21 protein-coding genes are annotated in these 20,357 nt (G+C 64.9%); 13 read left to right on the forward strand and 8 right to left on the reverse strand.

Going from position 1 to position 20,357, the window contains the following annotated elements; genetic code table 11:
• Positions 1-50: 50 nt before the first annotated feature.
• Both ACIBI6_RS16390 and ACIBI6_RS16395 read right to left on the reverse strand, forming a co-directional pair.
• Positions 51-2,864, reverse strand: coding sequence for an aminotransferase class I/II-fold pyridoxal phosphate-dependent enzyme (locus ACIBI6_RS16390; RefSeq protein WP_364351398.1), 2,814 nt, complete (start codon positions 2,862-2,864; stop codon positions 51-53).
• Between the two features lie 158 nt (positions 2,865-3,022).
• The gene (locus ACIBI6_RS16395; protein ID WP_396956824.1) at positions 3,023-4,543 is read right to left on the reverse strand and encodes an FAD-dependent oxidoreductase; all 1,521 of its coding nucleotides are present in this window, start codon (positions 4,541-4,543) and stop codon (positions 3,023-3,025) included.
• Positions 4,544-4,701: 158 nt separating this feature from the next.
• Between ACIBI6_RS16395 and ACIBI6_RS16400 the strand changes: the two genes are divergently transcribed.
• Positions 4,702-4,947, forward strand: a complete 246-nt coding sequence (locus ACIBI6_RS16400) for a CsbD family protein (protein WP_364351404.1) — start codon at positions 4,702-4,704, stop codon at positions 4,945-4,947.
• Positions 4,948-5,024: 77 nt separating this feature from the next.
• Here the strand turns inward: ACIBI6_RS16400 and ACIBI6_RS16405 are convergent, their stop codons facing one another.
• Positions 5,025-5,357 (reverse strand): hypothetical protein, encoded by a 333-nt coding sequence (locus ACIBI6_RS16405; protein WP_364351407.1) that lies wholly within the window; start codon positions 5,355-5,357, stop codon positions 5,025-5,027.
• Between the two features lie 168 nt (positions 5,358-5,525).
• Here ACIBI6_RS16405 and ACIBI6_RS16410 point away from each other — a divergent pair, with 168 nt between their 5' ends.
• From ACIBI6_RS16410 to thpD, 11 genes are all read left to right on the forward strand, one after another.
• Entirely contained in the window at positions 5,526-6,059 is a 534-nt protein-coding gene (locus ACIBI6_RS16410; RefSeq protein WP_364351410.1) for a DUF6328 family protein, read from the forward strand.
• Positions 6,060-6,289: 230 nt separating this feature from the next.
• Entirely contained in the window at positions 6,290-6,688 is a 399-nt protein-coding gene (locus ACIBI6_RS16415; protein WP_364351413.1) for an STAS domain-containing protein, read from the forward strand.
• Between the two features lie 71 nt (positions 6,689-6,759).
• A complete protein-coding gene (locus ACIBI6_RS16420) occupies positions 6,760-7,440 on the forward strand; it encodes a PAS and ANTAR domain-containing protein (RefSeq protein ID WP_396957058.1) in 681 nt (226 codons plus the stop codon).
• 115 nt (positions 7,441-7,555) lie between these two features.
• Positions 7,556-7,987 (forward strand): anti-sigma factor, encoded by a 432-nt coding sequence (locus ACIBI6_RS16425; RefSeq protein ID WP_364351416.1) that lies wholly within the window; start codon positions 7,556-7,558, stop codon positions 7,985-7,987.
• A complete protein-coding gene (locus ACIBI6_RS16430; RefSeq protein WP_364351419.1) occupies positions 7,977-8,762 on the forward strand; it encodes an RNA polymerase sigma factor SigF in 786 nt (261 codons plus the stop codon). Before ACIBI6_RS16425 ends, ACIBI6_RS16430 begins: the two co-directional genes overlap by 11 nt.
• 125 nt (positions 8,763-8,887) lie before the next feature.
• Positions 8,888-9,286 carry a hypothetical protein gene (locus ACIBI6_RS16435; protein WP_364351422.1) on the forward strand — a complete coding sequence of 133 codons (399 nt, stop codon included), beginning with the start codon at positions 8,888-8,890 and terminating at the stop codon, positions 9,284-9,286.
• A gap of 232 nt (positions 9,287-9,518) precedes the next feature.
• Positions 9,519-10,229, forward strand: coding sequence for a response regulator transcription factor (locus ACIBI6_RS16440; RefSeq protein WP_364351425.1), 711 nt, complete (start codon positions 9,519-9,521; stop codon positions 10,227-10,229).
• Positions 10,230-10,379: 150 nt separating this feature from the next.
• Positions 10,380-10,964, forward strand: coding sequence for a diaminobutyrate acetyltransferase (gene ectA / locus ACIBI6_RS16445; protein ID WP_364351428.1), 585 nt, complete (start codon positions 10,380-10,382; stop codon positions 10,962-10,964).
• A complete protein-coding gene (gene ectB, locus ACIBI6_RS16450; RefSeq protein WP_364351431.1) occupies positions 10,961-12,229 on the forward strand; it encodes a diaminobutyrate--2-oxoglutarate transaminase in 1,269 nt (422 codons plus the stop codon). Before ectA ends, ectB begins: the two co-directional genes overlap by 4 nt.
• Before the next feature lies 1 nt (position 12,230).
• Positions 12,231-12,629, forward strand: coding sequence for an ectoine synthase (locus ACIBI6_RS16455; protein ID WP_364351434.1), 399 nt, complete (start codon positions 12,231-12,233; stop codon positions 12,627-12,629).
• A gap of 8 nt (positions 12,630-12,637) precedes the next feature.
• Entirely contained in the window at positions 12,638-13,513 is an 876-nt protein-coding gene (gene thpD / locus ACIBI6_RS16460; RefSeq protein WP_364351437.1) for an ectoine hydroxylase, read from the forward strand.
• Positions 13,514-13,598: 85 nt separating this feature from the next.
• On the opposite strand, the gene ACIBI6_RS16465 is transcribed toward thpD, so the two are convergent.
• Positions 13,599-14,822, reverse strand: a complete 1,224-nt coding sequence (locus tag ACIBI6_RS16465) for a hypothetical protein (RefSeq protein ID WP_364351440.1) — start codon at positions 14,820-14,822, stop codon at positions 13,599-13,601.
• Positions 14,822-15,043, reverse strand: a complete 222-nt coding sequence (locus ACIBI6_RS16470) for a hypothetical protein (protein ID WP_364351443.1) — start codon at positions 15,041-15,043, stop codon at positions 14,822-14,824. The genes ACIBI6_RS16465 and ACIBI6_RS16470 overlap by 1 nt, the downstream gene beginning before the upstream one ends.
• Before the next feature lie 273 nt (positions 15,044-15,316).
• Here ACIBI6_RS16470 and ACIBI6_RS16475 point away from each other — a divergent pair, with 273 nt between their 5' ends.
• On the forward strand, positions 15,317-15,442 hold the full coding sequence (locus ACIBI6_RS16475) for a hypothetical protein (RefSeq protein ID WP_364351447.1): 126 nt from the start codon (positions 15,317-15,319) through the stop codon (positions 15,440-15,442).
• On the opposite strand, the gene ACIBI6_RS16480 is transcribed toward ACIBI6_RS16475, so the two are convergent.
• The 3 genes from ACIBI6_RS16480 to ACIBI6_RS16490 all read right to left on the reverse strand — a co-directional run bounded on the left by ACIBI6_RS16480 (position 15,443) and on the right by ACIBI6_RS16490 (position 20,289).
• Positions 15,443-17,692, reverse strand: a complete 2,250-nt coding sequence (locus tag ACIBI6_RS16480) for a serine/threonine-protein kinase (RefSeq protein ID WP_364351450.1) — start codon at positions 17,690-17,692, stop codon at positions 15,443-15,445.
• A gap of 57 nt (positions 17,693-17,749) precedes the next feature.
• Entirely contained in the window at positions 17,750-18,550 is an 801-nt protein-coding gene (gene erm / locus ACIBI6_RS16485) for a 23S ribosomal RNA methyltransferase Erm (RefSeq protein ID WP_364351453.1), read from the reverse strand.
• A gap of 455 nt (positions 18,551-19,005) precedes the next feature.
• Complete coding sequence (locus ACIBI6_RS16490) at positions 19,006-20,289, reverse strand: hypothetical protein (RefSeq protein WP_364351456.1); 1,284 nt, start codon at positions 20,287-20,289, stop codon at positions 19,006-19,008.
• Positions 20,290-20,357 lie beyond the last annotated feature (68 nt).

Below are 20,357 nucleotides of genomic sequence, written 5' to 3' on the forward strand. Positions count from 1 at the left end.
GCGCTGGCTCACCAGCCGCGAATACAACTGACGAGCCGATACCGTGCGCGCTATCGCGACTGCATCCGATCCAATGCGCGAGCTGATTCCAGCGCCGTCGCTGTCTGCGACACATCGCCGGACGCCGTGGCAATTGCGTGCCGAGTTGCGGCCAGCCGTGCGAGTGCGGCCTCGGTGAAGACCGACAATCCGAGGTCGGGGTTGTATCCGTGAATTTCCTTGACATCGAGTTCGGCCAGGAAATACAGGATCTCCGTCGAGATCACCTGCCCCGGAACCAGCACCGGGAAGCCGGGCGGATAGGGGACCACGAATGTGGTGGACACCAGAGTCTTCCCCTTGGCGATCCGTCGCCCGGCGTCACCGAGCAGGATGTGTTCGCGGTCGGAATCCTCATACCCGGCATAGAAGGCCGATCGCATGTCGCCGAACGAGCGGGCGCCGTCGGGACGAAATACGCTATCGAACTCGCTGAAGTCGGGTAGCGCGGGCAGATCCTTGGTGATCTCGTCGACCCGGCGCTGCTGCAGGGCGCGATCGGCCTTTCCGGCCGCACCCTGGCTGCGCTCGAAGTCGGTGGCCACTCGGCGCAGCACGTCGAGCAGGTAGTGCACGCTCGACCAGGTGACGCCGATCGTGAAGATCAGCAGCACACTGTTGATCGAGGTCTTGTTGATCTGGATACCGAACCGGTCCATCAGAACTTTCTCGCGGAACTCGAACCCGTTCATGCCGGTCTTGCCGATGAACAGGGTGACCCGAGTCGGATCGAGCACGAACTGATCGGACCGCCACGCCTCGTTCCACTCCGCCAAGCCCCCCTGCCTGACCTGTCGGTAAGAGCTGACTTCGGAGGGCCGGAATTCGTCGGGCACCAGGTCGTCCTCGTCGAGGATGCGGAACCACTTGCCGATCAGCCGGTCTTTGCGGACGCGGTGGCGGAAGACCAGCGCCATGTCGTAGACGTGCCGGACCAGCTGAAAGCCCTCGATGTCGACCTGCCGACGCGCCAAGTCCAACGACGCCAGCAGTTGTTGGTTCGGCGACGTCGAGGTGTGGGTCAAAAACGCCTCACCGAACGCTTCTCGGGCGAGAGCTTTGAAATCCTGGTCGCGGACATGGATCATCGACGCCTGCCGAAGCGCCGACAGCGACTTGTGGGTGGAATGCGTCGCATACACGCGTACCCGCGCGCGCCCGGGGTCGGGAAGCAGACGACGGTTGCTCCACTGGGTGCGGTCGACTCCCTCCATCGACGCACGCCACGCGCGGTATTCCTCGGCGTACCCGGGCGAGGACAGTGTCGACTCGAGTTGTGCGGCGGCAACCATCGCGGTCCGCTGCCGGGCCCACGGCACCGCGGTTGCGAACGCGTACCACGCCTCATCCCACAGGAAGCAAATGTCCGGCTTGATAGCCAGGACCTCCTCCATCACGCGCCGGGGGTTGTAGACGATGCCGTCGAAAGTGCAGTTGGTGAGCAGCAGCATGCGCACTCGGTCCAGCTGTCCGGCCGCCTCGAGGTCCAACAGCGCCTTCTTGATGGTCTGCAGGGATACGGCTCCATAGATCGCGAACGGCTCGAGCGGGTAGGCCTCCAGGTACATCGGGTATGCCCCGGCGAGCACCAGGCCATAGTGGTGCGACTTGTGGCAATTGCGGTCGATCAGAACAATGTCGCCCGGCCGGGTCAGGGCCTGCACAACGATCTTGTTCGCGGTGGACGTTCCGTTGGTGACGAAGTACGTCTGATCGGCACACCATGTCCTCGCGGCTTTGTCCATCGCCGCCCTGATCGTGCCGTGTGGGTCCAGCAGCGAGTCGAGCCCGCCGGAGGTGGACGACGTCTCGGCCATGAAAATGTTGCGACCGTAGAATTCGCCCATATCCTGCAGCGTTTTGGAGTTGAAGATGCTGGCGCCACGCGCGACGGGAAGGGCGTGGAATTGGCCGACCGGCGCGGCCGCATAGGCACGCAGGGCGTCGAAAAACGGTGTGGCGTACCGGCTCCGGAAGCCGGCGAGCACCGTGCTGTACAGGTCGGTGACATCGTTGAGCCGATAGAACGTGCGGTCGTAGACGTTCGGCTCGTCCTGGGTCTCCGCGGCGATCGACTTGTCGGTGAGCAGGTACAGATCGATATGAGGCCGCAACTGCCTGATCCACTCGCCACATTCGACCCAGTTCTGGGTGCGGTCGGTCACGACCACGTCGTCGTTGACGCCGAGCAATGTGGTCATCAACGGCACTCTGTCGCGTGAACGAAGTGGCAGGTCATGCCGGATGATCGCCGCCTGAATCTCGCCGTTCAAGGCGACGGCGGTGATGGCGTCCTCGATGCTCGACACGACAAGCAACTCGAACTGCACATCGTCGGATGCGTCGCGAAGCGCCCGCAGGCTCTGCGCCAGGCTCTCGGGAACCTCGGGCGGGGAATCGTCGCCGAGCAGGACAGTGAAGAACTGCTGGTGTTTGGCCCGCGCCACGAGTTCCTGATCGGCCAAGGGCGCGGACGTGTCGAACACGGCTGTACCGTCGCCGTACTCGGAGAGCAGGCGCACAGCCAGCGACACCTCCTCGGTGAGCCGCACCGTCGCAAGATCGGCGAGATATCCGCGAAACGCCGCCAGTCTCGCCGCGCCTGGGTACAGCCAATACCGCTCGAAGGCGCCGAGACGCTCGAGCAGGCGCCGCACCTGGGCGGCTTCGTGGGTGGTGTCCAGCCCGGCACGGTTGACGTCGGCGAGCCGACGGCACGCGTCGTCGAGCAGATTCCATGTGTCGATTCGCGAGTACGACGGGTTCGCTACCGCCGCCAACGCGGAAACACTGAGCCCTTTCGGGCGCTCGCCGTTTCGGTGCATGTCGTCAGTTTTCGCCGCTCAATCGGTGGGCGAAGCGATTTGTCGAACACGAACGATCAGCCTGGAACATTCCTCGCTGCGAATATTGTCCTCCGCCGTCGATCAAATTCCTAGCTTGCGCTCAGGGTGCCGTGGTGTCGGCGCTGTGTGAGACCCGGTCAGTCCTGAGTCACGGGGCCGGGGAACGGGCCGGAAATCGGCGTCAGCGAGTCGGTGGCCGGCCCCTCGAGCAGGGTGCCGTCGGCGGCGAATCGGGATCCGTGCAGCGGGCAGTCCCAGGATTGCTCGGCATCGTTCCAGCGCACGATGCCACCCAGATGTGGGCAGACCGCGGAGACCTCGGTGGTGGCGCCGTCGACAGTGCATACGGCGGTCGGGCGCAGCCCGTGGCGTTCGACGCGGCCGCTGCCCTCGGCAGGCGCTGCACCGAGGCCGGTGCCGAGCATGCGCAGCCAGCCGAAGGAAAGTTGTTGGGCCACAGAGCTATTGGCGAATACAGCGGCGGGTATCGACTTCAGCTCGCTCGGGCGCCAGCTGGCGAAGGTATCGGCCCACTGCGGTGGTTTGCCGTTGATCCGGCCGGCGAGCGCCAAGGCCGCGGCAATACCGTTCGTCAAACCCCACTTGGCGTAACCGGTGGCGAGCAGGATGTGATTCTGCCCGGGCAGCAGCGGTCCGACGTACGGCAGTTCGTCGACCGGGTGATAGTCCTGAGCGGACCAGCTCTGCAGCGGTTCGGCGGTGGGGAAGCAGCGCCGTGTCCAGGCGATCAACTCCTCGACCCGGCGGCTCGCCGCATCCGTGCGCCCCACTACGTGGCCGTTGCCGCCGACCAGCAGCAGATCCGCGCCATCGGGACCCGGAGTATACCGCAGCGACCGGGTCGGCTCGCCCGCGCTGATGAACATTTCGTGCGGAATCGGCTCGGCTACCCGGAAGGCGCTCAGATAGGAGCGCTCGGCAGTGAGCCGGGCGAAGAAACCGCCGCGGTCGAGTATCGGGGTGCCGGTGGCCAGGATGATCGTGCGCGCAACCAGATCGCCGTGCTCGGTTTCGACGACCAACTGGTCGTGTTCGCCGCTGTGCACGCCCTTGGCCCGGGTGGATTCGAAGATCGGCGCGCCGCGCGATTCGATATCGGCGGCCAAACTGGCCAGCAGCGCCATCGGATCGAGCTGGGCCTGGTTGTCTAGCCGGACCGCACCGTGCGCCGGGAAAGGCACCTCCAGTTCCTCGACGAGTGTTGTGGCCAGGCCGGCGGCCCGTGTCGCCTCGTATTCCCTTCGCACAGCGGCCATTTCAGACTCGGACTGAGCGTAGGTAAGCGCCGGGACGCGCTGGATGGGCACGGAATGCTCGGCGCAATACCGCAATAACCATTGCTGCCCTTCGCGATTGGCCTCGACATAGTCGGTCACCGCCCGATCGCCGTGTCGAGCGCGGATCCGCTGCGCTCGAATCCCTTGCAGCAGACTGATCTTCGCCGTGCTGGCACCGGTCGTGCCCGCACCGACGCGCTTACTCTCCAGTACCGCCACGTCGACCCCGCTCTCGGCCAACAGTAGGGCGGTCACCAAGCCGGTCAGCCCGGCGCCGATCACGACGGTGTCGAACCGCAGCCCCGGCGTGAGCCGCAGGCGCGCCGGCACTTCGGCATCGTTCAACCACAGGGACCTCATGCTCCGGCGATAACCGTTGCCGCGCCGCCGAAACATCCGGATACGCGGGCGAGAATTTCCGGAATCAACAAAGAAAATGCGCAGTTCCGATTCAACCGAGAGATCCCGGGTATGCGGCGAATGTCCACCTGAAAACCGATATTTCGGAGGTAGATATCGTGTCCGAGCACAAGAGTGGTCCCCGTGAAGGTGTCGAAGGCGTCGTCGAAGACGCCAAGGGCAAGGTCAAGGAGGCCGCCGGCGCAGTCTTCGGAAAGGACGACCTGCGGGACGAAGGCAAGGCCCAGCAGGATAAGGCGGAATCACAGCGTGAAGCAGCCAGCAAGGAAGCGGCCGCCGAGAAGCAGCGCGCCGAAGCCAAGCTCGACGAACAGCGCCAGCGCGCTTACCAGCAGGGGCAGTGATTATCGATAATCGCTGCACATGAAAGTAATGGGTTGTCGGACAATATGTCCGGCAACCCATTACTTCGTCACCAGAATTACTTCGGCACCAGGATGCCGGTCAAGTCGGCTTTGCGGATAGGGGTGTCCGGATTGGCCTGCGCCCGGCACATCAGTTCGATGGCCGCGATCGAGGCGTCGACGGACTGATCATTGGTCGCCGGCGCATTACCGTTGCGTTCCTGCTCGAGGAATTTGGTCACCGTGACGCGCTGTTTGTCCTTGTCCTGCGCGACGAATTCGTTACAGGGCGTGTCACCGCCCTTGTTCACGGCCTTCTCGGCCTCCTCGCAGCCGCTCGCCAAGACCGCCAGCGCGGCCGCGGCGGCCACCGCGGCGATGCGACCTCGGCCGTTTCCGGTGATTCTCATGATGGATCGCTCCTCCTCGAAACGATGCCGCCGATCGCATCGGCGTCATCCTTCGCGTACCCGCCCGTCGAACACCGAATCAGCGGTGCTGGCGATCACCGATCGCGGGGTGTACGCCGGCCCGGCGCGGGTACGCCGCCAACACGGAGCGCGAACCCAGGAGCAGCCATGGCGACGACATCGAAAGGCGATGACACTGCCGTGACCATCGATGATCAGGAATGGGATCGCAAAGCCAGGCACGAGACCGAAGCCCAACGGCTGGACCGCAATTGGTCCAATCTGGTGCAGGAACTGCGCGTCGTGCAGACCGGTGTGCAGTTCTTGATCAGCGCCCTGCTGATCCTTCCGTTCCAGGCCGGATTCACCACCTTGTCAGAGCCGATGCGACTGCTATATCTGGGCACCGTCTCCGCGGCGATGGGGGCGACGGTATTCCTGGTCGCGCCGGTATCGTGGCATCGGATCCTGTTCCGGCGACATCGGCTGGGCAATGTGGTGGCCGCGGCCCATCGCTGTGCGATGGCCGGGATCGCGCTGCTCGGCGTCGCGTTGACCGGTGCGACGATTCTGGTGATGGCCACCGTCGCGGGCGCCATCGCCGGTGCGGTGGCGGGTGTGGTGGTCGCGATGCTGTTCGCGTTGGCTTGGGTGATGCTGCCCTGGCGCTGGCGCGACCGCCGCGCTGGCTCGGATGGTTGATTATGGTTGATCCGGGGCACGCCGGCGTGCCAGACTTGTACCGGTTGAGAATTACAGCCGAACCCGGGTTCGAAGCGGTACACCACGCGGGACTCGGCCAGCGGGAGCGCTCAGCGACACGCGACAGTGTGGCGACTACCGACGCAGCGTAGTGATACTCCTCCAACCGTCGCCCTCCTGCCGATCCGATCCTGCCGCCCAGGACCGGTATCTCCGTTGGGAGGTTTGACATGTCAGCCGCTCTTCAGCACCGATCAAACGGTCGGCATCCGGCCGGTGAACGACCACGCAACCGGTTCTGGGCACAGCGGGTCGACCGCCGTAAACAGTGTGTGGTGGTGCGGGCCGAGGGTGAACTCGACGCGGCCGCACTCCCAGAATTCCGCGCGATGCTCGAACGTGCCGTCGCGACCCGGTGCCATGCGGTCGTCCTGGATTTGCGCGCTACCAAATTCCTGAGCATCCGGGTCGCGGCCGCTATCGGCGCGATCAAACAGCACGCTGCGCACGGCGGCCCCGATGTGCGGATCGTCGCGGGTCGCCGGGAGATCGAGCGGGTGCTCGCCATTACCGGAGTACGCGCCGTGTGCTGTGATTTCCCCACCATGCGTGCCGCACTCGACACATAATGAGGTCTTAAGTCCCTGGTCGGGCCGATATCCCGGCACCGAGCATGATCACGCTCCATACTTGCGCTGTGATGGAGAGTGGATCGGTTTCGCCCGAGCAGGCGAAAGCCTTGGGCCGGGTCATCGGCATGGGTAAGGTGCAGAACGTCGGCACCTTTTACTTCTGGTTTGCCGACCAACGGTGGGAGTGGTCCGACGAGGTCGCGCTGTTGCACGGATACGAGCCGGGGACGGTGACACCGACCACCGAACTGCTGTTGTCGCATAAGCATCCCGAGGACCGGGCGCAGGTCGCGGACACTCTGGCCAACTCCATCGAGAATGCGCAGCCGTTCTCCAGTCGGCACCGGATCATCGATACGACCGGTCGCGTGCACCATGTGATTGTGGTGGCCGATCAGATGCTCGACGAGGCGGAAACGGTGATCGGGACGTCGGGGTACTACATCGATGTTACCGAGGCACTCGAGGAGCGGCAGCAGGAAACCCTCGACGGCACGCTGCCCGAGCTGTATGCGGCGCGGGCGGTGATCGAGCAAGCCAAGGGCGCGTTGATGCTGGTCTACGGCGTCAGTGCCGAACAGGCGTTCCGGGTGCTGAGCTGGCGCTCCCAGGAGACCAATATCAAACTGCGGGCACTGGCCGCACGGTTGGTCGCCGATCTCGGCTCGCTGGCCGATTCGATGGCCGATATGCGCACGCGGTTCGACCATCTGCTGTTGACTGCGCATGAACGGATCGAGGCCGACTGAGTCGAATCCACACCGGTTGTGATGTTTCGATCGTGACCGGCCGGGTAAGTCGCGAATGGCCCCCGACCCGAAGGCAGGTTCCGGTCGGCTCGGAGGAAAAGAGGTGGTGATGGGCATGGGGGATTGGAGTTCCCAGTCCGCGGCGGAGAAGACGACGACGATCGGGGTACGCATCCCTGCCGAGTTGGAGCAGCTGACCATGCTGCGCGCGCTCGCCGAAACCGTTGCGCTCATCGCGGATTTCGCGATCGATGAAGTGGTCGATATCCGGCTCGCGCTCGATGAGGTGGCCACTTCGTTGATCCTGGAGGCAACACCAGGCTCGACCTTGCACTGCGATTTCACCTACAACGATCACGAAATGTTCGTGCGCGTCGCCGCGGTCGCGGTGTCGGAGAAGGTGGTCGGTCAGGCCGGATTCGGCTGGCACATCGTCCGCACGCTGACACAGTCGATCTCGGCGGCGCAGGAGCCGTTCGACAGCGCGGTCTCCGGATTCCCGACCGTCGTCGACTTCAGCTGGGCACGGAGTGGTGATGGCGGCTGATTCGAGAGCGCACCGCGACAGTTACGACAATATAGAGCCGCTCTTCGAAAAGATCGCCGCCATCGACCCGGCCGATCACCGTCGAGAACTGTTGCGCGAGGAGTTGATCGGCCGGTGCCTGCCGCTGGCCGAACACATCGCGCGCAAATTCTCCGGGCGCGGGGAGAACTTCGACGATCTGCTGCAGGTGGCCCGATTGGGTCTGGTGCAGGCCGTGGACCGCTTCGATGTGTCGCGTGGTTCCTCGTTCCTGTCGTTCGCGGTGCCGACGATCATGGGCGAGGTGCGCAGGCATTTCCGGGACAACACCTGGGCGGTTCGGGTGCCACGGCGCACCAAGGAGATCCAGCTGAGCATCGGTCCGACCATCGAGGCGTTATCGCAGCGGCTCGGTCGGCTGCCCAAGGCCCGCGAGATCGCCGCGGAACTGAGTGTGGATCTGGTCGAGGTCACCCAGGCGCTCATCGCGGGCAATGCCTATCAGTCGAGTTCGATCGACGCGGTGGCCGGTGACGACATCGAGAACGCGCCGCAACCGCTGCTGGACAGCCTGGGTGAGGAAGAGCCCAGCTACCAGTATGTGGAGGACTATCTGGCGGTTCGGCCGCTGATCGAGGAACTGCCCGACCGCGAACGCGAGGTGCTGGTCATGCGGTTCTTCGAGTCCAAGACCCAGTCCCAGATCGCTGAACAGCTCGGCGTTTCGCAGATGCACGTCTCGCGCATACTGTCCAGAACGCTCGGTAAGTTGCGCGACGACGCACTGCGCGACTGATAGCGACGGTAATACATTGTCGCGCAACGTCTTTCGTAGTGATCGGAGCCACGGTTTGCCCGGCGTCGCACGCGGGTACGCGAAGAGGAACCGGACTATTGATGCCGACGCGCAAGGAGGTCGTCATGAACGATCAGCGACGACCGGCCACCCGAGATCCGTACAGCGGACCGGGGGCTTCGAGGTCGCTGAAGAAACCGCCGGAATCAGTCGTTCGTGGCGAGGGCCCGCAGCAGCCCGGGCGCTTCCTCGTCACCCGCAATCATGAAGTGATCCGGCGGTGGGCCGAGCAGCGCGGTGCGCGCCCGGCCACCATGCCAGGCAGCGAATACGGTGGTCGCCTCGGCGTCCTGCGCTTCGATTTCCCCGGGTATGGCGGCGCGGTGCTGCGCGCGGTGGGTTGGGACGAATGGTTCGCCACCTTCGATGCGCGTCGGCTGATGTTCCGCTATCAGGAGCGCAGGGCCGATGGCGGGCCGAGCAACTTCAACCGGCTGGAACAATCCCATCGCGACGAGTGGTGACACTGGCCGAAATGTGTCGCATGTCACGTTCAATTTGCACAAATCGGGTCCTCATGCGCAGGGTGGAGGTAGCCGGACGCTAACCGACTTCCCGTGACCTGCCGTTTACCAATTGGTCGGCCGGGGTATTCAAGCAGTTGGCAAAGGTGCTCGAAGGCGGACTTTCGCGTCGGTTCTGGGTACGCGAGTCTCCGCGTCGCGTCGCGTCCGCGTGGTTGCAAGGGATGAGGGCTTGACCGCAAACCTGATGATCGTTGACGACGACGAAGTGGTACGTGGCGCACTGCGCACGGCCATGGAAGATGAGGGTTACGACGTTGCCGAGGCACAGGAGGCCGAGGACGCGCTGACGTATCTGCGCAACAATGGTGCTCCCGATGTGATGATCGTCGAACTGATGCTCGGGGACATGGACGGCTTCGATTGCATCAGGGAGATCCGCCGCGAGCACGACGTGCCGATCATTGTGGTCAGCTCGCGTGATGACACCCATGATGTGGTGGCCGCACTGGAGGCCGGTGCCGACGACTACGTCACCAAGCCGTTCGAGATCAAGGAGATCTCCGCGCGCATGCGGGCGCTGCGCCGGCGCGCGCGCCTGACTATGGAGCGCGAAGCGCCGCGCGAGGCGGTACTCGACGCACACCCCGACGGGCCGCTGGTGCTGGATCGCGACGGTGGTGCGGTGCGCCGCGGTGAGGATGAAATCCGGCTCACCATCACCGAATTCAAATTGCTCTGCGAGCTCGCCGAATCGCCCGGGCGGGTGCTCAGCCGCACCGTTCTGCTCGAAAGAGTATGGGACGACGGCTTTTTCGGCGATGAACGGATCGTCGATGTTCATATGCGCCGCCTGCGCACCAAAATCGAGCTCGACGCCTCCGATCCGCGCGTCGTAGTCACCGTGCGCGGTCTCGGCTACCGACTCGATCTGCAGCGGTGAGCAGTGTGACCGACGCCGCAATGGCACCGAAGTATGACGCTGCCTGCGGTTGTTTTCTTTTCGTAATACAACCGCAAAGAGATCGACAGGTTCACCTCAAAGTTGCTTCGTAAGCCTGGATAAGTAATGCAGACCGGACCAGGGAGACGTATGTCACTGCACACCTTGTCCACCACGACAATCGAACCATCGGTCACCGAATATCCTTCGGCCGTACCGATTGCCGGAGCGCACACCCAGCCGGTGCTGCGCCCGCCGAGAGTCGGTGACGCGGCCGAGATCTGGCGGATCGCCAAGGATTCGCAGGTCCTCGACACCAATTCCAGCTACGCCTACCTGCTGTGGTGTCGTGATTTCGCGAGCACCTCGGTGGTTGCCGAAGTCGGTGGCCGGGTCGTCGGATTCGTGATCGGCTACCTGCGTCCGCAGGCCCCGCAGACGGTGTTCGTCTGGCAGGTCGCGGTGGAGCACGAACAGCGGGGACGCGGCCTCGGCGTCGCGCTGCTGGAAACGCTGCTCGACACCGTGGCCGGCGCCGGTGTTTCGGCACTGGAGACCACGATCGCACCGGACAATCCGGCCTCGATCGCGATGTTCGCCTCGGTGGCGCGTCGCCGATCGGCCGAGCTGACCAAGCAGCCCTTATTCGATTCCGAACTCTTCCCGGACAGCCACGCTGCCGAAGACCTCTATTTGATCGCCCCCACCGCCCGAAAGCAGGAGGATCGACGTTGATTACCGCCGAGACGACCATTTTCGAGGAGCTCGAATCCAATGTTCGTGGCTATTGCCGCGCCTGGCCGACGGTGTTCACCACCGCGTCCGGGAGTTGGTTGCGCGCCGAGGACGGGAAGGAGTACCTCGACTTCTTCGCCGGAGCGGGAGCGTTGAACTACGGCCACAACAATCCGGTGCTCAAGCAGCCGCTGCTGGACTACATCGCCGGTGACGGGATCACCCACGGCCTGGATATGTCGACCGTGGCCAAGCGCGGGCTGCTGGAAACCCTGCGCGATACCGTGTTCGCGCCGCGCGGCCTGGAATACAAGGTCCAGTTCCCCGGCCCGACCGGCGCGAACGCCGTCGAAGCCGCGCTGAAGTTGGCCCGTAAGGTCACCGGACGCGAGACGATCATCAGCTTCACCAACGCCTTCCACGGCATGTCGCTGGGTGCGCTGTCGGTGACCGGCAATGCCGCCAAGCGGGCCGGCGCCGGTGTGCCGCTGGTGCATGCCGCGCATATGCCCTATGACGGCTACTTCGACAACACCACCGCCGACTTCCAGTGGATGGAGCGGGTGCTCGACGACACCTCCTCCGGTTTCGATCGGCCCGCCGCGGTGATCGTGGAAACGGTGCAGGGTGAGGGCGGAGTGAATATCGCACGCCCGGAATGGCTGCGGCATCTGTCCGAATTGTGCACTGCGCGCGGAATTTTGCTGATCGTCGACGATGTGCAGATGGGCTGCGGCCGGACCGGGCCGTTCTTCTCCTTCGAGGTCGCCGGCATCACCCCCGATATCGTGACGCTCTCGAAGTCCATCGGCGGCTACGGTTTGCCGCTGGCGCTGGTGCTGTTCAAGCCGGAGCTCGACGTCTGGGCGCCGGGTGAGCACAACGGCACTTTCCGCGGTAACAACCCGGCCTTCATCACCGCACAGGCCGCGTTGGAGCACTTCTGGTCCGACGGCACTCTGCAGGCCTCGACCGAGGCGAAGGGGCAGCGTATCGGTGCGGCCCTGACCCAGGCGGCCGAGTACTTCCCGGGCATTTCGACGCGGGGTCGCGGACTGGTGCACGGTGTGGTTTTCGACGATCCATCCCAGGCGGGCAAGGTCTGCCAGGTGGCCTTCGAGCGTGGGCTGCTGGTGGAGACGTCCGGTTCGCTGGACGAAGTGGTGAAGTTGTTGCCGCCGTTGACGGTCACCGACGAGGAGGTCGAGCATGGTCTACGGGTGCTGACCGGCGCGATCGGCACCGTCTGTGGACAGGAGCGTTGAGATGATCGTGCGCAGCACCGCGGAGATCACCGGCACCGAACGCGATGTCGCGGGTCAGGGCTGGCGCAGTAAGCGCATTGTCCTCGGCGGCGACGGCGTCGGATTCTCCTTCCACGAGACCAGCATCGAGGCCGGGACCGTGCACGAGTTCCACTACCGCTACCACGTGGAGGCGGTGTGGCTCATCGAAGGTGAAGGGACGCTGACGGATCTGGATAACGGCGTCAGCTACGAATTGGCGCCGGGCTCGATGTACCTGCTCGACGGAAACGAGCGCCACCGCCTCGAGGTGCGTACCGCAATGCGGATGATGTGCGTGTTCAACCCGCCGGTCACCGGGCAGGAGATCCATGACAGCGATGGCGTCTACCCGCTGGTCGCGGCCCAGGTAAGCGGATAGGAGGAGCAATGACGTTGGTGCAGACCGACGATCGCTACCCGACTCGGCTCGTCACGGCGGGCGGGCACCGAGACCGGACCGATCCCACGGTCTGGGGCGCGGTCGATTCCGAGGAGTTGGCCACCTTCGATGCCAATGGTTTCGGAATCGTCGAAGAGCTGTTGACACCCGCCGAGGTCGCCGAGTTCAGTGCCGAAATCGACCGTCTCGCCGGTGATCCGGCGTTACAGGGTGATGACCGGGTGATCGTGGAGAAGGCCTCGAACCGGGTGCGTTCGGTCTTCGAGGTGCACCGGCTCAGCAGCGCGATCGCCGATCTGGTGCGCGAATCCCGGGTGGCGGGATTGGCCAGGCAGGTGCTCGGCTCGGATGTCTACATCCATCAGAGCCGGGTGAACTACATGCCCGGCTTCCGCGGCACCGGTTTCTACTGGCATTCGGATTTCGAGACCTGGCATGCCGAGGACGGTATGCCCGCACCGCGTGCGGTCAGCCTGTCCATCGCACTGACCAACAACTACCCGATCAACGGCAGCCTCATGGTGATGCCCGGCTCGCACCGCACCTTTGTACCGTGCACCGGCAGCACTCCGGCCGAGCATTATCGGGAGTCGTTGCAGGAGCAGGAGATCGGCGTACCGACGCACGCGGATATCGGTGCGCTGGCGAACCGGTACGGCATCACCCAGTTCACCGGCAGCGCCGGATCGGCCCTGCTGTTCGATTCGAACATCATGCACGGTTCGTCGAACAACATCACGCCGTTCCCGCGGTCGAATATCTTCCTGGTGTTCAACAGCGTGGAGAACGCGCTGGTGCAGCCGTTCGCCGCGCCGGCGCCGCGACCGACGTATATCGCGAGTCGGGACTTCACGCCGGTCTAGTTCCGCCTGCGACGCAACCGGTCTCGGGCCGCCTCACCCGAGACCGTTTGCGCGCGTATGTCTTTGGATGCACGTACTGCTGGTGTCAGCCATAGATGTCCAGCGTGACGGTCAGCGTCGCCAAGCGGGTCGCGAGTCCTAGATCGCGGGCACGTCCCTGGATGTCCGTGCGATCCTCGGCGGGCAGCTCGGCCCACAGCTCGCCGAGACGGGCCTGGGTGTCGGCATCGGCCTCGGACAAGATCCGCAGCAGTGTCGACCACAATCGGCCCTTGGTCGCGATGCCGGGTATCGCGGTCAGGGTTGATTCGGGCAATTCCAGTAGCTGTGTACCGACTCGACGTTGGATCTCGGTATCGGTGCGCTCGACCAGGTCGAGCAGGCCGCGCCACAGAATCGGATCGCTGCATCCCGCGAGCGCGGCGACCAGCGCCGCCATCGCCGCTGGGTCCGCGGTGATCGGGTTGGCCGCCAGCGTATCCAGGGCCGATGGGCTCAGGTAGGCGGTGAAGCGGAGCATGTCATTGATCGCGCCGTGCTCGATAAAGGTCGCGGCGAGTTCGGTAATGGCTGCGGGCGGGCCGATATCGAGCAGGATGTCGCCGAGTGCTTCGATCACATCCTCGTCGCAGCGGGCGAAAACCGATACCGCCGCCAAACGCAGCTCGGTGGAACCGGCGAGGACGGCACGGAGGATATGCGGTACCCGATTCAGCGGCCCGGACAGCAGTTGGCGCACGATCGCGCTGATATTCGCGCCCGAGTACGCATAGGCCGCCGAGAGGATCAGGCCCTCGTCATCGGATACGCCCGCCTCGATCGCACGGACGAGTTCTGTCGTCGCGAAGCCGAGGAACGGACCGGCCGTGACATAGTCCTTGCGGCGCAACAGTTCGTTGGCGACCTGCACGACCGGTTCCGGCGGCGCGACCTGGGCGAGCCGGCCGATGGTGCGCGGGTCGATATACGGCGCGCAATCGGCGGCATATTTCGGGTCCAGCATGCGGAGGGCTTCCGCGGCCTTCTTGGGATGTTCGATTCCCACCGCACCAGCGGCGCGTCCGCCAATCATCGGCGGAACGACCCGCTGCACCAGCGGTATCGAAACGCTCAGCGGGATGATCGGTACCAGCTTGCTGAGCCGCCCGAAGGTCGCGGAATGGTCGTCGAAGAGGACGCGCGCGATGCGTTGTTGCAGTTCGTGCAGTTGTCCCGCGCCGAGTTTCTCCAAATGCGACAGGCGTTCGGCGGGGACGTGCAGTGTACGGGCCAGCAGCACCAGCTGCGCCCTGGTCACCAGGTCCGTCATCAGCCGAGCCGATTCCCGAACATGACCTTTTTGGCCGCGGTGCTCAGCGGCCAGGGCAGTGCACCGACCAGTCCGTCGACGGCCTCGGCGAGTCCGGCCGTCTCGGCCCTGCGCGTGTCGCGGAACATGGTCAGCAATTCCGCCGATTCCGCCTCGGAGAGTTGATCGAGGGCCGCGACGGGGCCGCCCAGTTCGTGTTCGAGATCTGCTCTGGCGGTCATATTCGCTCCCGGTTCCCCAGGCCTCGCGCAATGACAGTGCACGAAGCACCTCTAGATCACATTCTGCAGTGCCACCTGGCCCACCGGACCCGCTTCGCTGGTATCGCCCGCCTGGCAGTCTTCCGGCAAGCGCACCGCCGGTCCGGCTGGTCGACGGTCGGAGCCGTGGCGCGATCGGATACGACAATGCCGCGGTGGTCGAGTGGATCTATGCCAGATTGGACCGGTGACCGAGGCATGGACCGGTGACCGAGGCTATTCGGGGCACCGACCTTGGTCATCGTCAATGGCGAGGATTCGCCGACGGTCATCACGTCGTGCACGCTCACGCTCTTCGACGGCTACACCGACGCCACGCCGCCGATCGAATCGGCGGGCATGCTCATCCAGCCGGGCTGATCACCGAGCGACAATGTGCTCCAAAGCGGCGAGGTCCTGTTCGAGCATCCGGAACAACCAATAGATGGCGATGAAGGCCAGCGCGCTGCCCACACACAGCACACGCAGCGGCACAATGACCGCCGGAATATCCCCGGCGGGAATGAAAGTCGCGCCCGCGACGCCGAGCAGCGGGACCGCGGCAGCGATGGCGAGGAAGTAGGTACTGGTGCGGTCGAGTTGGCGCAGCTGGGTGTCATCGGCGGCACCGAGTCTGCCGTGCGGCAAGAACATCGGGTAGACGCTGCGCACCGCATAGAAACTCACCAGGAAATACGGGTAGGCCATGGCGATCGCGCCGCACACGATCTGGGTGATGAAGAAATGCACATACGCTTCGGCGGTGAGGTGATTGCCGGAGACCTGCACCGAGACCGGGACGACGACACCGGACAATACCCATAATGCGAAGCAGATCAACACATTTCGGCGACCGAGTTGCAGAGTATCGCAGCGGGCGCGCGCCAGCGTAGGCGCATCGTAGGACTTGCCCTTGCGTAGCCCGCGCGAGATGGACCACAGATCGGCCAGCAGCACATTGGTGAGGATGATCCCGACCAGGAAGCAGATGCCGTAGGTGGTGACGGCGAACTGGTCGAATCGGTGCTGCGCCTGCGCGTCCAGTTTGGCGATGATGAGCGTGCGATTGTGGTTGTAGCTGTACAGGATTGCCAGCGCGTTCGGACCGGCGATGGCCAGCGCCATGATCGGGTGCATGAGCACTCGGGCGCGCAGTCGCCAACTGTGCGGCGGCGGGTCGACCAGGTCACGGGCGCGCGCGTGCAGGCAGACATCGAATTGCTGGGCCATATCCGCACCGCGCGCCCACCGCTTATCCGGATCCGGGTCGAGCGCACGCACCAGTGCGCGGCACAGCGCTGCGGGGCAATCGGCCGGAAGGTCCTGATACGGCAGCGATTTCGGACTGCCCGAGCGGCGGTTCAACATGCCGTCGAGTGCGGTGCGATCGCCGCCGGTCACCGTATCGTCGTCGAAAGGTTTACGGCCGGTAAGCAATTCCCACAGCATGACGGCCAGGGCGTAGAGGTCGCTGCGGGTATCGAGGTCGGCGGCAGTCGTCGATTTGTCCGGATGCACGGCGGCCAACTGCTCCGGTGACATATAGGCCAGCGAGCCGCCGAAATACGCGACCGGGCTGTCACCGGAGACATTGCCGCTGAAGCTGATATTGAAATCGGCGAGTTTCGGGATGCCCTCGGCGGTCAGCAGCACATTGGCCGGTTTGATATCGCGGTGCAGCACCCCGCAGCGTCCGGCGTAGTCCAGCGCCTGGGCCAGCCTGCGGCCGAGCCAGGCAATGGTCTCCGGCCAGGACAATTCGGCCAGTTCGGCACGCACGGGCGATTCGCTGGGGCGGATCTCACCCTTGTCGGCGAGTACGGAGTCGATGACATCGAGCAGCAGTGCGCCCGACCGCTCGGCCGCCGGGGTATTGCGCACCCGCTCGAGCACGGTGAATAACGTGCCGCCCGGCACGTACTGCATATACAGCAGGCGCAGGCGGCGACTCTCCAGGACGCGCTGGTCGAAGACCCGCACGATGTAGTCGTGGTCGAGCTGGGCCAGGGTCTGTGGTTCGGCGCTCTTGTCCTGGGAGATCTTGACCGCGACGAGTCGCTGCATGGAGCGCTGTCTGGCCAGGAACACCCGCGCGAACGCGCCACGCCCCAGTCCGGTCATCAGGTCGAAGTCGTCTATTTTCTGGCCGACGTCGATCTCGTCGAGGTTCACCGGATCGGTGTAGACGGACATCAGAGTGCTGCGGTAATCGTCGGTGGCCAGCATCTGCGAGAGTTGCTCGGCCTGTTCGGGATAGGCCGCGGTGTATTCCTCGACATCCACCGAAGTACCCGCGCGCCTGCGGACGTGGAACTCTTCGTAGATGAGATCCGGCGGCAGTGGCCAGGTACGCAATTCCGGCAGATCTTCGACGTACTCGGCGAGACGCTTCGGCTCGGTGCCGCGCATCCAGCGGTTCGCCAGATCGACCTTGATCAGCTCGATCAGCGACACCCGGCGGATGGCGGGGGAGTCCGGTAGATACGCGGGCAGATCCGGCGGTGTATCGGCCGCCCGCCAGGCATCCGCGAATCGCTCGACGACCTCGGCGACTCCGGTGCCACGTGAACCACCCGGCGAGCGGTCCGCAGCGACCGTCGCCCCCGGAACCGGCGGAGCGGGGTGCGCCATCTGCGCATCGTAGCTCCGCCGATACCCCGATGGCGGCCGAGTTGGGCAACTGATTTGCTAGCTCAATGCCTGGTAGAGGGTGAGCCAGCGGTCAGGGGAGACGAGGCCGACCGGTTCGTCGAGCGCGATTCCGGCAATGGTGCAGGCCGCTCGGACCTGGCGGGTGGGATAGGCCAGGCGCAGTGTGGTCGCGAGGCAGCCACCGAGGCCGGAGAAGCCGAGTTCCACGAGTTGGCGGTAGCCGCGGAGTTCCCTTGGCGCGAGTAGTGGTTGCTCACGTCTGCGCAGCCGCAGGGCGGCGGCATCTACCCGGGGGATCGGACGGAAGCGGTCGCGGTGCACGCTGATGCCCATTTCCATTGTCACGGTGGGCCATTGGGTGACAGTCAGTTTGGTCCAGCGGCCGTAGTCCCCGGCGTATTTGCGGGTGAACTCGCGTTGGGTCAGTAGTGTCGCCGAGGTGAGCTCCGGTGCCGCGAGACACCAGCGCAGAATATCGGTGCTGGCGGCGAACGGGATATTGGCGACAACAATGAATCGAACGCGAGGCGGGGTGATTTGGCGAATATCGGCGTGGTGCACCTGAATTCGACGGTCGCGTGCATAGCGTGCACGGAGTTTCTCGGCGTAATGGCGGTCCTTTTCGTAAGCCAGGATGTGGTGTGCGTAGTGCAGGAGATGACCGGTGAGCATGCCGTCGCCGGGGCCGATCTCCACGACGAGATCATCGGCACGGATACCGGCGGCGCGTACCAGCCTTCGGGCGACGTGGGTGTCGGTGAGGAAGTTCTGCGACAGCTGTTTGCGGGTGCTGTCGGAGCGGATTCGGGCATGCGGCAGCGAACGATTGCGGGACATGGGTGTCCTCCGAACGGAGTGGTCGAATCAGGAATGTGTGATTCGCCCGGACCCGTGCCGGAACACTATGGGGCGCAGCCCATCTCAGCGCCGTGAGAAATCGATCAGATCGATCCGGCGAGGGGAGCAGCGCAGCGCGCGGGCAGAGGCCGGGCCGCCGCGCGGGGCCGCACGTAGTACGCGCAGACCACGCGCGCTCCGTTCAAGCCAGGACTGCCTCCCATACGGGCAAACATAGAGCACGCCGGGGTTGTCCGCGACTGATTTATCGCGCCCGTCGCTGCGATTCCGAGGCCATCAGCCACAGCGCGACGGCAGTGTCGGCCCCGGATACCCGAGCCGATGGAATTGGTCTGGTCGCCGAGCCGCGCGCTGAGAATCCCGTCGCCTGACGTGGACTCAACGCGCCGATGGCCGCCAGGGGACCAACTGGCGGCATCGAATCCCGCTGACACTCAGCCCGAAGTTACCGATTGATCGTGTTCGTCGGTCTTCTCCTCGGCTGCGCAGGCTCGCCACATTTCGGCTTCGGCGTGGTTGCCCTGACGTTGGAGGAGCTCGGCGAGTCCGGTCATGGCCCGTGATTCGCGGCGATCGGCCGCAGTGCGCCACCAGCGCTCGGCATCGCCGAGTTCGCCACGATTGAACAGGACGACGCCGAGGTCATAGGCCGCCCCGGCGTGCCCCGCCTCGGCGGCTTGCGCCCACAGACCGCACGCCTGTTCCTCCTCGCCGCGTCCGAACATGGCGACGCCGAGATCGTAGAGGGCGGCGCGATAGCCGCGGTCGCCGTCCTTGGTGCGCTGCCGCGAGTTCGGCTGCTCGGGCTTCGGCTGCTCGGGCTTCGGTGGTTCGGGCTTCGGTGGTTCCGAGAGCGGGGCGTGGTCGGAATCCGCTACCCGTTCCCGCACCACCGGAGCCTGCTCGGCAACCGATGGTTGCATCAACCCGGTACGCGCGGGATGCAACGGCGTGGTCTGCTCGGCTGCTGGGAGCTCGGGGCGGGCGAAAGCCGTTTGCGGTGATTCCGGGAACCGCACCGATTCGAGGTCGGGCGGTGTCGGCTGCGGCTCAGGGGGTCTCGTCTGCTCTTGGGTAGCGGATACGGCTCGCTGCGGCTGAATCGGTGCCGTCGGCTGCGCGGATCCGTCCTGTCGCTGTTGCGCGGGCTGCGACGGTTGGGACGCTGGCACGGGGGCAGCGGCCGCCGGGGTCGGGACGGAGGCAGCGGGCGAACTCGCGGTGTCCACCTCGAGCACCAGGTTGGCGAAATTGGGCGGTCCCTCGCCGACGCTGCACCATAGGACGATCCGCCCGGTCGGTGGTTGTTCGATGAGGATGCCGTAGTTGCCCGACCAGGATTTTTGTGCGCCGAATCCGTCGACCCAGACCGGAGTCAGCGAGAACAGCGCGCCCGGATCGGTCGGAACCACCTCGAAAGTGACGCCGGCGGCGAGGGCATCGCTCCACACGTCCACCCCGGCCAGGCGTCTGCCTTCGATGCCGATGTGCCCGTCGACCACTGACAGCCCGATGCCGTGTCCGCGCAGACCCGCGGGCGGTGCCGCGGACAGTAACTTCATGGTGACCAGGATCGGCGCAGCCCCGACCTGCTCGGTATACATCGGGTAGATCAGGCTGCCGTTCCAGGTGATCGGGTCGGCGGATTGATACCGGGCGGCCAGCGGTAGGTTTTCCGGCGAATTCTGGGCATACCAGTGCGAATACGGCTGATTCATATCGCGCCCCGACCTTTCACCGATGCTTCCTCGCCCCTGTCTACGCGGTCCGGCCGCTAACACCGTAC

The sequence above is a fragment of the Nocardia sp. NPDC050412 genome, assembly GCF_044458825.1.
Classification (GTDB): Bacteria; Actinomycetota; Actinomycetes; order Mycobacteriales; family Mycobacteriaceae; genus Nocardia.

Bases quoted from the DNA above. Each gene is read 5' to 3' on its own strand.
- ACIBI6_RS16390 (WP_364351398.1), bottom strand. From the start codon at position 2,864: ATGCACCGAAACGGCGAGCGCCCGAAAGGGCTCAGTGTTTCCGCGTTG.
- ACIBI6_RS16395 (WP_396956824.1), bottom strand. From the start codon at position 4,543: ATGAGGTCCCTGTGGTTGAACGATGCCGAAGTGCCGGCGCGCCTGCGG.
- ACIBI6_RS16405 (WP_364351407.1), bottom strand. From the start codon at position 5,357: ATGAGAATCACCGGAAACGGCCGAGGTCGCATCGCCGCGGTGGCCGCC.
- ACIBI6_RS16410 (WP_364351410.1), top strand. From the start codon at position 5,526: ATGGCGACGACATCGAAAGGCGATGACACTGCCGTGACCATCGATGAT.
- ACIBI6_RS16415 (WP_364351413.1), top strand. From the start codon at position 6,290: ATGTCAGCCGCTCTTCAGCACCGATCAAACGGTCGGCATCCGGCCGGT.
- ACIBI6_RS16420 (WP_396957058.1), top strand. From the start codon at position 6,760: ATGGAGAGTGGATCGGTTTCGCCCGAGCAGGCGAAAGCCTTGGGCCGG.
- ACIBI6_RS16425 (WP_364351416.1), top strand. From the start codon at position 7,556: ATGGGGGATTGGAGTTCCCAGTCCGCGGCGGAGAAGACGACGACGATC.
- ACIBI6_RS16430 (WP_364351419.1), top strand. From the start codon at position 7,977: ATGGCGGCTGATTCGAGAGCGCACCGCGACAGTTACGACAATATAGAG.
- ACIBI6_RS16435 (WP_364351422.1), top strand. From the start codon at position 8,888: ATGAACGATCAGCGACGACCGGCCACCCGAGATCCGTACAGCGGACCG.
- ectA (WP_364351428.1), top strand. From the start codon at position 10,380: ATGTCACTGCACACCTTGTCCACCACGACAATCGAACCATCGGTCACC.
- ACIBI6_RS16455 (WP_364351434.1), top strand. From the start codon at position 12,231: ATGATCGTGCGCAGCACCGCGGAGATCACCGGCACCGAACGCGATGTC.
- thpD (WP_364351437.1), top strand. From the start codon at position 12,638: ATGACGTTGGTGCAGACCGACGATCGCTACCCGACTCGGCTCGTCACG.
- ACIBI6_RS16465 (WP_364351440.1), bottom strand. From the start codon at position 14,822: ATGACGGACCTGGTGACCAGGGCGCAGCTGGTGCTGCTGGCCCGTACA.
- ACIBI6_RS16470 (WP_364351443.1), bottom strand. From the start codon at position 15,043: ATGACCGCCAGAGCAGATCTCGAACACGAACTGGGCGGCCCCGTCGCG.
- ACIBI6_RS16480 (WP_364351450.1), bottom strand. From the start codon at position 17,692: ATGGCGCACCCCGCTCCGCCGGTTCCGGGGGCGACGGTCGCTGCGGAC.
- erm (WP_364351453.1), bottom strand. From the start codon at position 18,550: ATGTCCCGCAATCGTTCGCTGCCGCATGCCCGAATCCGCTCCGACAGC.
- ACIBI6_RS16490 (WP_364351456.1), bottom strand. From the start codon at position 20,289: ATGAATCAGCCGTATTCGCACTGGTATGCCCAGAATTCGCCGGAAAAC.